Origin of the sequence: Marinicella marina (genome assembly GCF_030065545.1) — a bacterium.
In the GTDB taxonomy this organism is placed as follows: Bacteria; Pseudomonadota; Gammaproteobacteria; order Xanthomonadales; family Marinicellaceae; genus Marinicella; species Marinicella marina.
The window spans coordinates 16,387-30,844 of record NZ_JASJNC010000009.1 but is presented as its reverse complement, the minus strand read 5'-3'; the positions used below and the strand labels follow the sequence as shown (position 1 = coordinate 30,844).

13 protein-coding genes are annotated in these 14,458 nt (G+C 45.1%); 8 read left to right on the top strand and 5 right to left on the bottom strand.

Annotation, left to right across the window (positions count from 1 at the left end; genetic code table 11):
• Window positions 1-38: 38 nt before the first annotated feature.
• From QNI24_RS13515 to QNI24_RS13500, 4 genes are all read right to left on the bottom strand, one after another.
• Window positions 39-866, bottom strand: coding sequence for a hypothetical protein (locus tag QNI24_RS13515; protein ID WP_267177384.1), 828 nt, complete (start codon window positions 864-866; stop codon window positions 39-41).
• Entirely contained in the window at window positions 838-1,335 is a 498-nt protein-coding gene (locus QNI24_RS13510) for a hypothetical protein (RefSeq protein ID WP_267177385.1), read from the bottom strand. Before QNI24_RS13510 ends, QNI24_RS13515 begins: the two co-directional genes overlap by 29 nt.
• 168 nt (window positions 1,336-1,503) lie before the next feature.
• Window positions 1,504-2,151 carry an SdpI family protein gene (locus tag QNI24_RS13505; protein WP_283708743.1) on the bottom strand — a complete coding sequence of 216 codons (648 nt, stop codon included), beginning with the start codon at window positions 2,149-2,151 and terminating at the stop codon, window positions 1,504-1,506.
• Window positions 2,138-2,431: a metalloregulator ArsR/SmtB family transcription factor gene (locus QNI24_RS13500; protein ID WP_267177387.1), complete on the bottom strand. Its 294-nt coding sequence runs from the start codon at window positions 2,429-2,431 to the stop codon at window positions 2,138-2,140. The genes QNI24_RS13505 and QNI24_RS13500 overlap by 14 nt, the downstream gene beginning before the upstream one ends.
• Window positions 2,432-2,504: 73 nt before the next feature.
• Between QNI24_RS13500 and QNI24_RS13495 the strand changes: the two genes are divergently transcribed.
• The 8 genes from QNI24_RS13495 to QNI24_RS13460 all read left to right on the top strand — a co-directional run bounded on the left by QNI24_RS13495 (window position 2,505) and on the right by QNI24_RS13460 (window position 10,559).
• Complete coding sequence (locus QNI24_RS13495; RefSeq protein WP_267177388.1) at window positions 2,505-2,798, top strand: hypothetical protein; 294 nt, start codon at window positions 2,505-2,507, stop codon at window positions 2,796-2,798.
• A gap of 103 nt (window positions 2,799-2,901) precedes the next feature.
• On the top strand, window positions 2,902-4,242 hold the full coding sequence (locus tag QNI24_RS13490; protein ID WP_267177389.1) for a DcaP family trimeric outer membrane transporter: 1,341 nt from the start codon (window positions 2,902-2,904) through the stop codon (window positions 4,240-4,242).
• Between the two features lie 85 nt (window positions 4,243-4,327).
• The gene (locus QNI24_RS13485) at window positions 4,328-4,777 is read left to right on the top strand and encodes a hypothetical protein (protein ID WP_267177390.1); all 450 of its coding nucleotides are present in this window, start codon (window positions 4,328-4,330) and stop codon (window positions 4,775-4,777) included.
• Window positions 4,777-6,636 carry a putative nucleotidyltransferase substrate binding domain-containing protein gene (locus QNI24_RS13480; protein WP_267177391.1) on the top strand — a complete coding sequence of 620 codons (1,860 nt, stop codon included), beginning with the start codon at window positions 4,777-4,779 and terminating at the stop codon, window positions 6,634-6,636. The genes QNI24_RS13485 and QNI24_RS13480 overlap by 1 nt, the downstream gene beginning before the upstream one ends.
• Window positions 6,637-6,645: 9 nt before the next feature.
• Window positions 6,646-7,332, top strand: coding sequence for an exonuclease domain-containing protein (locus QNI24_RS13475; protein WP_267177392.1), 687 nt, complete (start codon window positions 6,646-6,648; stop codon window positions 7,330-7,332).
• A gap of 82 nt (window positions 7,333-7,414) precedes the next feature.
• Complete coding sequence (locus QNI24_RS13470; protein WP_267177393.1) at window positions 7,415-7,828, top strand: 7(1) septoil knot domain-containing protein; 414 nt, start codon at window positions 7,415-7,417, stop codon at window positions 7,826-7,828.
• Window positions 7,829-7,935: 107 nt separating this feature from the next.
• Window positions 7,936-9,876 carry an acetate--CoA ligase gene (acs, locus tag QNI24_RS13465; RefSeq protein WP_267177394.1) on the top strand — a complete coding sequence of 647 codons (1,941 nt, stop codon included), beginning with the start codon at window positions 7,936-7,938 and terminating at the stop codon, window positions 9,874-9,876.
• A gap of 11 nt (window positions 9,877-9,887) precedes the next feature.
• Window positions 9,888-10,559 (top strand): response regulator, encoded by a 672-nt coding sequence (locus tag QNI24_RS13460; protein ID WP_267177395.1) that lies wholly within the window; start codon window positions 9,888-9,890, stop codon window positions 10,557-10,559.
• A gap of 5 nt (window positions 10,560-10,564) precedes the next feature.
• Here QNI24_RS13460 and QNI24_RS13455 read toward each other — a convergent pair whose 3' ends face one another.
• Complete coding sequence (locus QNI24_RS13455) at window positions 10,565-14,344, bottom strand: hybrid sensor histidine kinase/response regulator (RefSeq protein ID WP_267177396.1); 3,780 nt, start codon at window positions 14,342-14,344, stop codon at window positions 10,565-10,567.
• Window positions 14,345-14,458: the final 114 nt, after the last annotated feature.

Here is a 14,458-nt window from a genome sequence, read left to right as displayed (position 1 = left end):
CATCCGACAACAACCAAAGACTGCTTATTGATTTCTAATCAGTCGACTGTCTCCAATCGCCAATCAACCGTGAATGACTCATCATGTTCCTCAGACCTGATTTTACTGGGGTTGATAATTTTTACTTCGAACACATCACCTTTGAGCTGATTGATTTCAAACCATTCTTCAGGCGTTAAAATCAAGTCATAATTCCCTGGTTCAGAGACTTTTAAGGTGTAAACCTCATCCTCAATTTGGTGCAAATACATTGGGGCTCCGTTGGCTTTGCGCTCGTTTTTTGCTGTGTCCTCAACCGCCTCAACGCCATACAATTGTTTCATCATCACCGCAAAACCCAATAATTCAAAAGGTTGGGTTTGGCGCATCAATCCCGGCTGATTACCGTCTCGGGTTTTTATCCGAGTGACTTTACAGTCATCACAATAGACATTTTTATCGACCTGCCAGGTGATGTTAAATTCATCCGTCTTATGCTGCTCCCACATGTCGATTAAATTAACGATTTTTACTTGAAAGGCGTTGCCATCGACCTGGGTGATTTTAAACCATGTTTCAGGTTTTAGCGTCAGGCTGTACTCGCCCGGCGATGAAACTGTCATTTCATACACATCATCAGCCAACTGATGCAGGTATTTTGGTGATCCGTCTTTGTTTCTGGTTTTAAAATGGGTTTTTTCGGTATAAACGACACCATTGATTTGGTTAATCATTGCCTGAAAACCATTCAACTCAAAGGGTTGTGCTGTCTCGGCATCCATGACAGCATTTTGTTTTTCGGCATGAACGCAATTGAGGACGAACAACAGCAGGCAAAAAACTGAAGTAAAGCGTGTTTTAATCTTCTTGATACGGGTTGATGACATTTTTGGCACAAAACTGTCCGGCCAAAAACCCCGAGTATACAACCACAAACCAAACCCAAACTGAATAGCCCTCTATTTTATTCAACCAATAAGCTGGCCAAGCGATGGCTGTAACAAAATTCATGATTGAATTAACGAACAGATTCACCAAATCACCCACCCCAATCGAAGTGATGGTTTCAATCAGACTGCCTTCACTGGTTAAAAAGTCATAAATTTCCCTGAACTCAACCACCACATAGGTCAGTACCGCAATCACGCCATAAAAACCTCCACCAAATGACATCCACTTTGACATCAAAACATGCTGAATGGACCAATCCTCGTTCTTCACTTTTTTGTTCAAGGCCTTGTTATCTTTGGTGTCATCCAATGAGTCTGTGCCGTATTGTTTATAAACCAGATAGTACAGTATCAAACTCACTGCAGCTGTACTTAAAAATGCTAAAACCAACTTAAATATGTTCATGGTTGTAGGTTGTTATCTGCCATACAGGCAAAGTCCAAAAAAATATTTCCACACATAAAGACGCCTCATTTAACTCCAGTGATGTACATTTTAGCAAATGCACAGTGCTAAAACAGTGCCAGAAGCAACCCCTTTAACGGATTAGATATTTTTATGGTGGTTAAACATTCAGTCTGAAAATCCTTCAATTTTCTTATAAACAATCAGAGAATAAATCACTGGTACGAATCCGGCTGCCATCAACAAACCCGTCATTAGCCAAACAGGCCAAGACAACAGTGCTCCAATCATGACCAATAAGCCACAAATCACAAAAGCCCAAGCGCCCAATTTATGGGTTTTGAACCACACTTCATCTGAGGCCAAGGTCCATGGTGTTCTGATGCCTAAAAAGAAGTTTTTAGGGACTTTACTGAGGTAGTTTCCAATAATAACAAACAACAAACCAACACCACCCAATATCCACTTGTTCATGTCAATGTCATTATTCAAAGCAGCCTCAAACATCAACACCATCACAGCCAACATAAAAACGGCCATCACCATGATCAATATTTCATAGACTTTTTTTGCGGCTTCTAACTTAAATCCTTTCGGCGCTATTTTAGGCAGAAAGAACAACAATAAATTGGTGATTGTAGAAATTAACGGCAACATATAAACACCCCATGGCTTACTGGTGTAGTCATCCACCTCACCTTTGATGTTCCAGTGGGTTGGAATTTGTTCAGGTAGTTTGGGCTCATACATAATTGCCACCACCCAAGTGACAATCAATACAGTTACGACCGAGATAAAAAGTTTATTCAATTTCATCATTTTCTCTGTTAAATAATTGTTTCATTATCAACAACAACTCCTCAGCCACACTTAAATTCAAGGTGTAAATGCGTTGTTGTCCTTGTCTTCTGACCCTGACCAATTCAGCTTTTTTAAGAATACTTAAATGATGCGACAAAGTGGCGCCACTGAAATCAAAATGTGATTTGATGTCTGCCACTGACAGTTCCTGTTCTTTAAGTATGGCCAATATTTTGCGTCGCTGCACATCTGCAATGGCAGTAAATAGCGACGCTTGTTGGTTAGACTCATTCATATATTTAGATTATCATCTAATTATCTATTTGTCAAGATGGTCTATAATCTCCTATTTTCAAATTCAATCACCTATGGATGCACTGCCCTTTTACAGCGAATACCTGAGCTTGTTCATGTCATTGATTGTGGCTGGTACGGGTCTCAAACTGGCCTTGCAACAACAATCGAACAAAACATATCGAATCGGCGAAAAAGAAATCAATCGACAAAAAGCCCACACCGCAGCCATGCTGGTATTGATGGGCGGGGTCATTCAAACCGTCTCTGACACCATGCAGATGTTAGATGGCAGGACTTTATTACTTGATGAAAAAATACTGGCTGCTTACGTCTTTTCTTTGGCAGTGATGGTGATGAAAAAATAACACTGTTTTACTTTATTAGACTTTAGTCGTATCTACCAATGGCTAATACCTTGTATGCCATTTATTAAATATCATAACACCATCATTTATATTGGAGGTGTTAATGAAAACCAGAAAGAAACTACTGATTGCAGCCATCTCAACGGCCTTGTTTTCAGGCAATGCAGCCGCTTCAGGCGATGAATTTCAAAGATTAGAAGACAAAATCACCGCTTTGGAAACCATGCTCATGTCTTTAAAAGCAGAGTTGGCTGAAAAAGATCAAGCCGAACAAAAAGCCGAGAAAATGCAAGCCGCTCAGGCACAAAAAGCCGCCCAAGAAATGGCGGAAGCGAAAGCTGCTGAGGCAGAAGCAAAGTCAGCAGCACCTCAAAGCACTTATAAATTCGGAGGCTTTGTCAAAACCACCGCATCATTCTCAGCCTACAGTGATGGTGACTTGGCCGCTGGATCAGTGGGTCGAGACTTCTATATCCCAGGCACCACTCCAGTGGGTGGCGAAGGGGAAGGCACTGACTTTGATTTTCATGCCAAAGAAACCAGGTTTAATTTGAAAACCACTCACAAATTAGCCAATGGTGATGACATTGGTACTTTCATTGAGTTGGATTTTTTACTGGCACCCAGCGGCAACGAGCGAGTCAGTAACTCCTACCAACCCAGAATCAGGCACGCATTCATTACCTACAACGACTGGTTGTTTGGCCAAACTTGGTCGACTTTCCAAGACGTTGGCGCACTACCTGAATCTGCTGACTTTTTGGCCGCCTCTGATGGCATCGTATTTGAACGTCAAGCGATGGTCAGGTACAGCAAAGGCCCATGGTCATTGGCTTTGGAAAACCCTGAAACCACCCTCACCCCATTTGGCGGCGGTGGTCGCATTGTCTCTGACGACAACGGCGCACCTGACTTTGTGGCTAAATACACCCACAAAGCAGGCTGGGGGCATCTGGCAGTGGCCGGCTTGTTCCGTTACTTAGAACTGGATAACGTCGGTGATGACACCAGTGAGGCCGCCTATGGCTTAAGTCTGACTGGTAAATACAAGCTCGGCAATCGCGATGACATTCGATTCAACGTGGCCTCTGGTGCAGGCATGGGACGCTATGTGGCATTGAACACAGCCAACGCCGCAGTTGTTACAGACAACGGCTCACTCGACACCATTGATTCAACCGCAGTGGCAGTGGCTTATCGACACCATTGGAGCGACCAATGGCGCTCAAACTTCATCTTATCTCGCATAGACATCGATAACGATGCTGATTACACCGGCGGTGGTGTCACCAAGTCATCTCAAAGTGCACAAATTAACCTGTTGTATTCACCAGCACCCAAGTTAACACTGGGCATGGGTTATTTGCATGGTAAACGTGAAATTGAAAGTGGCACCGATGGTGAATTAAACCGCTTAATCTTCAGCGCCAAGTATGCTTTTTAAACTGCATCAATCAAAGTGAAATCACAGGGGCAATCAAGCCCCTGTTGGCGTTTAAAAAAAGTATAATCAAAAGAAAAGCCAAAACATGAACAGACATTTAAAAACTGCATTTTTTATCGCCCCATTGCTGGCCATTGCTGGATACATAGGCGCTGGCTATTTCATTTCATCAAAACAGGCCGATGAGACATATGGCCAACTGCAGCTGGCTGGCTCTTGTTTACCGACAGAAAATGCTTGTGTGTTTATATCCCCTGCTGTTGAACTGAAATTGATCAGCAATGAACAACAAGGACAACAACAACTGGCCCTGATAACAACCCAGCCAGTTAAGCATTTAACTTTAGGCATGGCAGAGGCTTTCACTGATAACAAACAACCATTCAGACAATTCCAAATGATGAAATCTGATGACAACAAATACTGGCAAATTAAACTGCAGCCCAATGATATCATTGCTAAATACAAGCACATTCGCATTGCTTTTTCATACCAAGGCAAAGGTTATTTTGCCGAGTCAGAGGTTAGATTCTGATGGAAATAGAACAACTTGAAATTCACGATTTTCTGCAAAACACCCACCCATTGAACAAACTGACCGCTGATGAATTGAAGCAGTTAACCGCGGCCATCGAAATAGCCTACACTGCCCGTGGTGAGACCATTCTTGAACCAGAAACACAGAACCAATGGCTTTATCTGATTCGTTCAGGGGCCGTGAAAAGAACCGACCACCAGGACGGTTTGGTGGCCCAGTTCAGTAGCCAGGACTTTTTCGGCCACAAAGCGCTGGAACGCGGCGGCCTGATCAAAAACAAAGTAGTTGCCCTAGAGGACAGTTTATTTTACTTGATACCCAATGCAGTTTATCAGCAGCTGATGATCAGCAACAATGACTTCAAAAACTACTTCAGCCAACAGAAAAACCAACGCCTGAAAAGCGCTATCAACGAACTCAAAACTGGCCAAGAAAACATCCTGATAAAATCCAGAGTGGCCGACTTCTTACACCACCAACCCTTGAGAATCCCTGCCAATACCAGTATCCGTAAGACTGCCCTTATGATGCGTGACAGCAACCAAACAGCTGCCTTGATCACTGAACAAAACAGACTCAAAGGCATAGTAACTGACCGAGTCTTTTGTACCAAAGTGGTGACCCAAGCCCTGGACACTGAGGTGGCCATCAGTGAAATCATGACCCAAGATGTGATCACCATTGGCCCACAACAAACAGGCTTGGAGGCCATGTTATTGATGACACGCTTGAACGTCAGGCATCTACCCGTGGTTCAAGACCAAAAACTACTGGGCATGATCACTGCCACTGACTTGATTCACCACCAAAGTCACAACCCCATTTACCTGGTTAATCAAATTCACAAAGCCGATGACCAAAAAACATTGATACAACTCAGCGCTCAGCTGCCTACGGCTTTATGCAAGATGGTCGATGCTGATTTAAATGCCAACGACATCGCTTATTCGATCAGTTCCATTGGGCGTGCCATCATTCAAAAAGTCATCAAACTTAATCTGAAAAAACTCGGTAAGGCACCCGTTCCTTTCGCTTATATGGTCGCCGGCTCATTGGCTCGCAATGACCAAACAGCACACTCTGATCAAGACAATGGCTTGTTGCTTTCGGATGAGTATGATGAACAACTTCATGGCAGCTATTTTGAACAACTCGCGGCGGCAGTTTCCAATGACTTGAACCAATGTGGTTATGTGTTGTGCCCAGGAGATGTTATGGCCAGCAACAGCCAATGGCGTCAGCCACTGCAACAATGGGTGTCTTACTTCAATCGCTGGATCAACCAACCCGAGCCCAAGGCTTTGATGTATTCCAGTATCTTTTTCGATTTGCGCTGTGTTTACGGCGATGTGAGTTTGTTTCAATCACTGCAACAACAAGTGCACGCCATGATTAAAAACAACCGCATTTTTCTGGCATACATGGCCGCCAATGCACAGCAGAACAAACCACCTTTGGGTTTGTTTCGTCGCTTCGTCTTGGAATCACATGGGGCAGAAAACAAAGCCCTAGACATGAAAAAACGCGGCATCATGCCTTGTACTGATATTGCCCGGGTTTTTGCTTTGGATGCCGGTACCGAAGTGATTAATACCGCCGACCGGTTAAGCAGCGCTGAAGCAGCTGGTATTATTTCACAGGAGGCTGCAGAAGATTTAGTCGACAGTTTTGAATTTCTCAGCATGGTGCGACTGCAGCACCAAGTCAAAAACATCAAACTGGGCAAAGCCGCTGATAACTATGTTGATCCCAACGAACTCTCCTCGCTGGAACGCCGGCACCTGAAAGATGCATTTGAATTGATCAGCACCTATCAAGACGTGTTATCAAAGAAATACAACCAAGGCCAAATGTAAGCGCAGTTGATGTTCTGGAATAATAAAAACCAAAAGCTGATTGATCGTGCCCTGCGCCTGAACCCAATGGGTCAATTGAAAAATTATTTAATGACGCCATTGGTTGACCTGAATCTACCGGCCTTATCTGTTGATTATTTGGTGCTGGATTTTGAAACCACTGGTTTGGATGACCAAAGAGACCATATCATCAGTATCGGCTTCACCGAAATCAGTCAAGGTCGGGTGCAACTCAATCGCAGTCAACACCATTTGGTCAAAACTGAAAAAAAACTCGAAAGTGACAATGTCAGCATCCACCAAATCACTGATGATGAGGTCAGTCAAGGCATCGGCATCAAAGCCATGATGAACTTATTACTACAACACATGGCTGGTAAAGCGGTGGTGGCACATTACCAAAGCATAGAATACAACTTCATCCAACGCATCAGTGAACAACTGTATGGTCATGCCTTGCCTATGGTGATGGTCGATACCCTACAAATAGAACGAAGAAAACTGCAACGGCTGTTTCGCCCCATAGGTGCCAATCAATTGCGCCTGTTTAATTTGCGCAACGACTATAACTTGCCGCGTTACCATGCTCACAATGCGATGGAAGATGCCATCGCCACGGCAGAATTGCTACTGGCGCAAATCTGCCACCGACAACAACAGCACAAAGCGGTAAAACTCAAAGACATCACCAGTTAATTCAACATGCCCTGAAAATCTCTCATCGACAGTCACCGTTAAAACTTATAAAATAAATAGACACCAACAAAAGAGCGGCATCATGGACAAAGATTTGAAAATTGCGATTGTTATCATCAGCATCATCATACTTATTGCCTTGTTTGAGGACTCAGGCCCCATCGGTGCCAGGCATTCTGTCATGCCGGTACAAAGCAGCCATCAGAAATCCAATAAATCATCAACACAAACCACCTCCCAATCACGACAAAAATCTTGTTATCACAATGGCATCGAGCTCAAAGGCAAGGTCCAATTCGTCGACTCTTTCCCTGATCTTAAAATCAAATACGTCAGCTCCTTTGCCGACATTCATGTTGAGTTTGTTTCCTCGTTTCCTGATGACTGCGGCCAATGGCAAGAAGTTGACTCGTTCCCTGATTTCAAAGTCCAGGTAGTGGATTCATTTCCCGACATTGAAGTCAAAAAAGTCAGCTCTTTTCCAGGCATGCAGTGATGCATAAAACAGTGACAAGACTGCTGCCTACGACCAAGGTCTAATGCCATAAAAAACCGAACAATGTCATAGTAAGCTTTTAAGCAAAAAACCATATGAGTTCTGCCATGAAAAATCTGTATCCAGTTAATCCTGAGTTTGCCGCAAAGGCGATTTGTGACAATGAAAAATACTCAGCCATGTATCAGCAAAGCATTGAGGACAATGAAGGCTTTTGGGCTGAACATGGTCAACGCCTTGATTGGTATAAACCTTACACCCAAGTAAAAGATGTTTCATTTGCCAAAGATGACCTGCACATCAAATGGTTTGCTGATGGTGAACTCAATGTATCCTACAACTGCATCGATAGACACCTACCGGAAAAGGCTGATCAAACTGCCATCATATGGGAAGGAGATAACCCCGATGAGTCAAAACACATCACTTATGCCCAGCTGCATAAGCAGGTGTGCGTATTTGCTAACACCTTAAAAAAACTCGGTGTCAGCAAAGGTGATCGAGTCACTTTATACATGCCAATGGTTCCTGAGGCGGCCTATGCCATGCTGGCCTGTGCCCGCATTGGTGCCATACATTCGGTGGTGTTTGGTGGCTTTTCACCCGATGCACTGGGTGACCGCATCATTAACTGTAAATCCAAGTTAGTCATCACGGCCGACCGTGGCGTGCGTGGCAGCAAGTCCATACCGCTTAAAGCCAACGTGGATAAAGCCGCTGAAAAACCTGGCGTTAAAGATTACTTGGAATCGGTGTTGGTAATCAAGACATCTGATGAAGCCGTTAATTGGCAGGCTCATGACCATTGGTACCATGAGGCCAGTGAAGGCGTAGGCAGCCAGTGTGAGCCCGAAATCATGAATGCAGAAGACCCCTTGTTCATTCTGTATACCTCTGGTTCCACGGGCCAACCCAAAGGGGTGTTACACACTTCAGGTGGTTATCTGGTCTATGCCTCAATGACCCACGAGTATGTGTTTGACATCCACCCAGGCGATACCTATTGGTGCACCGCTGATATTGGCTGGATCACTGGTCACAGCTATGTGGTATATGGTCCCCTTGCCAATGGCGCCACCACCTTGATGTTTGAAGGCGTGCCCAATTACCCGGACTTCAGTCGTTTCTGGCAAGTCTGTGACAAACACCAAGTCAACGTCTGTTATACCGCCCCCACTGCTATTCGTGCTTTGATGAAAGAAGGCGATGAACCAGTCAATGCCACATCCAGAAAGTCTTTGCGGGTGTTAGGTTCTGTTGGCGAGCCGATCAATCCAGAAGCTTGGAAATGGTATTATGAAGTGGTTGGCGATGAACGCTGCCCGATTGTTGATACCTGGTGGCAAACCGAAACTGGCGGCATCATGATCACACCCTTACCAGGCGCAACCGATTTGAAACCAGGTTCAGCCACCCGCCCCTTCTTCGGCGTGATGCCTGCCCTGCTAGATAATGACGGCAATGAATTATTTGGTGAAGCCAGTGGCAATTTAGTCATCACCGATTCATGGCCTGGACAGATGCGCACAGTGTTCGGTGATCATGCCCGTTTTTACACCACTTATTTTTCTGCTTTTGATGGTGTTTATACCACCGGCGATGGTGCCAAACGAGATGCCGATGGCTTTTATTGGATCACAGGTCGTACAGATGATGTGCTGAATGTTTCTGGTCATCGCATGGGTACTGCTGAGGTCGAGAGTGCCTTGGTGGCGCATGACGCCGTGGCAGAGGCGGCTGTGGTGGGTTACCCCCATGACATCAAGGGCCAAGGCATCTACGCCTATGTCACTTTGAACAGTGGTGTCAGTGAGTCTGATGACTTACGCATGGAATTGGTCAAATGGGTACGCAAAGAAATCGGCCCAATAGCCACACCGGACAAAATCCAATGGGCCCCTGGCTTGCCTAAAACTCGCTCAGGTAAAATCATGCGTCGCATCTTGCGCAAAATCGCGGCCAATGAACATGACCAATTGGGTGATACTTCGACCTTGGCCGAACCTGAAGTGGTGGTTCACCTCACCAACAACAGACTAAACAAGTAAAACAACAAACGATGAATTGGGACATTGATAACATAGCCGTTGATAAAATCATCATTGCCGATGACCATCCGATGTTCAGGAATGCGCTCAGAGGCGCTCTGAACTTGGAACAAAATGGTTGCCAAATCATTGAAGCTGAATCATCTGATACGCTGCGCGTTGAATTACGTGAACACCACGATGCTGACTTATTGATACTGGATCTAAATATGCCTGGGGTTGAAGGGTTTTCCGCTTTGGCATTTGTGCAAAAGAAATATCCTGATTTGCCCATTATCATGATTTCAGCCAACGATAAACCAGAAACCATCATGCATGCCAAACACTTCGGCGCATTGGGTTTCGTCAGCAAGTCAGCCAGTATAGAAGACATCAGAAAAGGTTTAAATACTGTACTGAAAGGCGATATTTACTTCCCATACCAATTCAACGAACAAGCCTACATCACACAAGATGAGGGCATTGCTGAGACCACGCGCCAAGTGGCTGAATTAACGCCCCAACAACTCAAAGTATTGGGCATGATCAAACAAGGCCTGCTGAACAAACAAATTGCTTATGATTTAGACATTTCAGAAGCCACAGTCAAGGCCCATGTGACCGCCATCATGCGAAAACTCGAGGTCAATAACCGCACCCAAGCGGTGATGAAAGTGGCTAACATTGATATGGGCGATGCATGAATGGCTCAATGCAATAATTGATTGATCATTTGCCTGAGTTTGATGGGTTTGATCGGTTTTAATAGCAAGTGATAACCAGCCTGCTTGGCTGCTGTTTTCAGCGCCTCTGAATGGTTAGCGGTGATTAAAACAACCGGACAATTTAATTGCAACTGTTGCAACAACGATGAGGCCACATCGGTACCCAATTCATCATTCAACTGATAATCAACCAACAACAAATCTGGCCGCATGCCCGCCTCAAGTAAAGCCATCGCCCCGACCGAGCCCTCAACACACTGCACACCCATTCCCCATCCGGTTAACAGCTGCTGCATGCCTTTGAGGATTTGAGGTTCATTATCTATGCACAAAACTTGTTTTTGCGCCGCCACCACAGGCCCAGACGTCGCCACATTGGTTGGCTCCAACTCACCGGACTGCTGTGCTACTGCTTCCTCTAGTGTGACCACAAAAGATGAACCACGCCCAGGAACTGACCTGATGGTCAAAGCTAAACCCAGTTGTTTGACGATGCGATCAACAATGCTCAAACCCAGACCCAATCCTTTGTCCTGTTCCTGAGCAACTTTGTTTAAACGCTTGAATTCATTAAATATTTCAATTTGCTCATCATCATTCAAACCGACACCGGTATCAATCACCCACAATTGTATTTGCCCTTGGTGTCGCCGAGCCGTAACCAACACCCCGCCCTTTTCAGTATAACGAATGGCATTACTGACTAAGTTTTGTAACACCCGATAAAGTAACTTTTCATCGGTTTTGAGCCAAAAATCAACCTCATGTACCCGCAGATCAAGTCCTTTTTTGGCCGCCCTGGGGTGATACTGAGCGGCCAACTGTTGTAGCAGCTGATTCAGTGAGAAATCGGTTTGATTGATCTGCACACCCCCAGCATCAAACTGCGCAATATCCAACAACGCACTGAGCATGTTTTCCGCTGCTCGCAGCGAATGATCTAGGTTATAGACAGTCTCAGCCACATCAGGTTCCAGTTGGTCACTTTGTTCGCGCAAAATTGAGGTGAATAAGCGGGCTGCATTGAATGGTTGTAACAAATCATGGCTGGCATCTGCGATGAACTTGGTTTTGCTTAAATTGGCTTGTTGTGCTTGCTCTGTTGCAATGGACAAAGCTTCAGTTCGCTGTTCTACTCGCTGCTCCAAATTAACTTTGGCTTGTTTCAACTCAAGTTCTGCCTTGCGCCTGGTGCTTATGTCTTGCATGATCACAAACACCCCATTAACTTGGTCTTGTTGCCAATCAGGTACATAAGTACCCAGAATAAAGTGCTCTTGACCCTGATAATCAGCCAAGGACATCTCAAAGCTCATGGTTTCACCGCCGAAAGCAGCGCGCAGATAGGGCTCACGTTTGGCCAATTCCGTTTCATCAAATAACTCAGCTAAGGATGACCCAACCAACTCGGTGCGCTCACGTCCCATAAACTGTTCATAGGCCTTATTAACGAACATGATGCGTTGTTGCTTACTCAAGTAAGCCAACATCGCCGGTGAATTATCGGTGTAAAGTTGGATCTGTTTTTGGCTTTCAATCAATTTTTCTTGGGCTGCCTTGTATTGGGTCACATCGCTGTATGTGGTAACGTAACCGCCATTGGGCATGGGGTGACCCTCAATTTGTAACACCCTGCCATTATCGAAGGCACGTTCTGTTTGATAACTGCGCCTTTGTCGCAACAACACCAAACGTTTTTCAATTTCCTGCTGACTCTCTGCGGCAGGCATCAGGCCGCGTTTGAGGTTATACCGCAACACATGTTCAATTGGCATACCTCGCTTGATAAAATCTGCAGGATATTCTAGCAATTCAATGTACTGCTTATTCCAAGCAATCAACCGCAAATTATCATCGACCACACTGACACCTTGGGAGATATTATCCAATGTCGCCTCAGTCAGGGAGCGATTGAATTGAATCGCTTGGGTGGTCTGATCCAAAAGTCCAAGTATTTCATTCACCGCCAAACCTTTACTTTGTAACATTGCGGTCATCACGGCTCGTGCAGATGATGAACCGATTGATCCTGCCAGTAAAGTCTCGGTGAATTGAATCAGCTGTGGGCTGGCAGTCTCTTCATCACTGAGCTCATGGTTCAAATCTTGCGCAAATTCATTGAATGATATATTGGCAAAACCTTCCCCAACCAAGCGAGCAACCAGTTGCTTCAAATCAGCCACAATCAAGTCATCTCTGACAGCGGCAGCATCCACAGTTCGATTCACTCGCCGCGGCTGTTTTAGCCACCCAGAAATAAAAGCATAAACTACGTGCATGGCGATGTTGCTCAATACCGACACACCAAACAATTTAAAAATAGGCGGTTGATCACTGGTCAGTTGGAGCATGCTGGTTAAAATACCGTATTCAGTCTGTGCAACCCCAACCATGGGCGCCGGAAAGAAGACCATCACAAACCAAGCACAAACGCCCGCCAACATGCCCATGAAAGCGGCTTGTTTATTCGACCTTTGCCAGTAAATGCCCAACAATATGGCTGGCGCAAATTGCACCATCAATAAAAAGGATAAATTACCCATGGCCGCCAGGGGCACATTATCATGCGCCAAGCCATAAAACACCAAAGCTGCGAAACTGATGGCAAATATACTGACCCTGCGGGACCACAGCACCACCCGTTGCAGGCCGTCTTTGTGTTTCAAGTGATAATGATTGAAACGCAAATACAGCGGCAAAATCAAATCGTTACTGACCATGGTACTCAAAGCGATGGTGGCGATGATGACCATGCCTGTGGCAGCCGCCAGACCACCTAAAAACACCAACAAGGTCAGACCTGATTGTTGGTAATACATCGGTAGCTGCAACACATACAAATCAGCCCGGCTACTTTGACCCAAAAATTCACTACCTGCCAAGGCGATGGGTATCACAAACAGGGTAAACAACAGTAAATAAAGGATAAAAATCAATCTGGCTTTACCCAAATCTGTTCGGCTCTCATTTTCAATCACGGTGACATGGAACTGTCTCGGTAAACACATAAACACCATCAATGCCAACATCGACTGAGCCATAAAATTGATTGAAAGGACTGGCCCACCGGCTACTTTAGGGTCTGCCATGCCGTGCGCGATGACTGCTTGGGGCTCCTTGAACAACACAAACACCACAAACAACCCAACTGCCACAAACGCCAACAATTTCAAAGCCGATTCAAAAGCTATGGAGAGCATCAAACCGCGGTGGTGTTCAGTCACATCCAACTTGCGGGTACCAAATATGGTGGAAAAAAATGCCAACAACACCGTGATTAATAAAGCACTGTAAAAATCATTTGAGCCACTGTGATCAGCTTGTTCACTGATGACGTCGATGCTGGCGGTAATGGCCTCTAACTGCAAAGCAATGTATGGAATAGAAGCCACCACTGCAGTGATTGTCACCAACACCGCCACCCGCCGAGATTTGCCATACAAACTGGCAATGAAATCAGCCACTGAAGTGATGTTGTTGGCTTTACTTAAGGTGATGATTTTCACCACCAATGGCCAGCCGACTGTAAACAAAATCAGCGGCCCAAGGTATATCGGCAAAAAATCCCAGCCCTTACTGGCAGCCGTACCCACAGCACCGAAAAACGTCCATGAGGTGCAATAAACCCCTAAGGATAAACCGTAAACCCAACTGCGCAAACGAGGTTTGTGCTGTATGTTCAGCCCATCACCCCAACGGGCAATGCCATACATCAGTGCCATATACAGCACCAATATGATGTAAACCGCATATTCAGTGAACATGATTTTGGTTGAGCTTATTCAGGCAAGCAGCTGATTTCATGAGATTATTCTATCAAGTAAAGATGCTTTTGAGCGAAAAAACCAAAATAAAATACATGGCAGCACAATCGCCAG

Bases quoted from the DNA above. Each gene is read 5' to 3' on its own strand.
- QNI24_RS13490 (WP_267177389.1), top strand. From the start codon at position 2,902: ATGAAAACCAGAAAGAAACTACTGATTGCAGCCATCTCAACGGCCTTG.
- QNI24_RS13510 (WP_267177385.1), bottom strand. From the start codon at position 1,335: ATGAACATATTTAAGTTGGTTTTAGCATTTTTAAGTACAGCTGCAGTG.
- QNI24_RS13480 (WP_267177391.1), top strand. From the start codon at position 4,777: ATGGAAATAGAACAACTTGAAATTCACGATTTTCTGCAAAACACCCAC.
- QNI24_RS13485 (WP_267177390.1), top strand. From the start codon at position 4,328: ATGAACAGACATTTAAAAACTGCATTTTTTATCGCCCCATTGCTGGCC.
- QNI24_RS13475 (WP_267177392.1), top strand. From the start codon at position 6,646: ATGTTCTGGAATAATAAAAACCAAAAGCTGATTGATCGTGCCCTGCGC.
- QNI24_RS13500 (WP_267177387.1), bottom strand. From the start codon at position 2,431: ATGAATGAGTCTAACCAACAAGCGTCGCTATTTACTGCCATTGCAGAT.
- acs (WP_267177394.1), top strand. From the start codon at position 7,936: ATGAAAAATCTGTATCCAGTTAATCCTGAGTTTGCCGCAAAGGCGATT.
- QNI24_RS13455 (WP_267177396.1), bottom strand. From the start codon at position 14,344: ATGTTCACTGAATATGCGGTTTACATCATATTGGTGCTGTATATGGCA.
- QNI24_RS13470 (WP_267177393.1), top strand. From the start codon at position 7,415: ATGGACAAAGATTTGAAAATTGCGATTGTTATCATCAGCATCATCATA.
- QNI24_RS13515 (WP_267177384.1), bottom strand. From the start codon at position 866: ATGTCATCAACCCGTATCAAGAAGATTAAAACACGCTTTACTTCAGTT.
- QNI24_RS13505 (WP_283708743.1), bottom strand. From the start codon at position 2,151: ATGAAATTGAATAAACTTTTTATCTCGGTCGTAACTGTATTGATTGTC.
- QNI24_RS13495 (WP_267177388.1), top strand. From the start codon at position 2,505: ATGGATGCACTGCCCTTTTACAGCGAATACCTGAGCTTGTTCATGTCA.
- QNI24_RS13460 (WP_267177395.1), top strand. From the start codon at position 9,888: ATGAATTGGGACATTGATAACATAGCCGTTGATAAAATCATCATTGCC.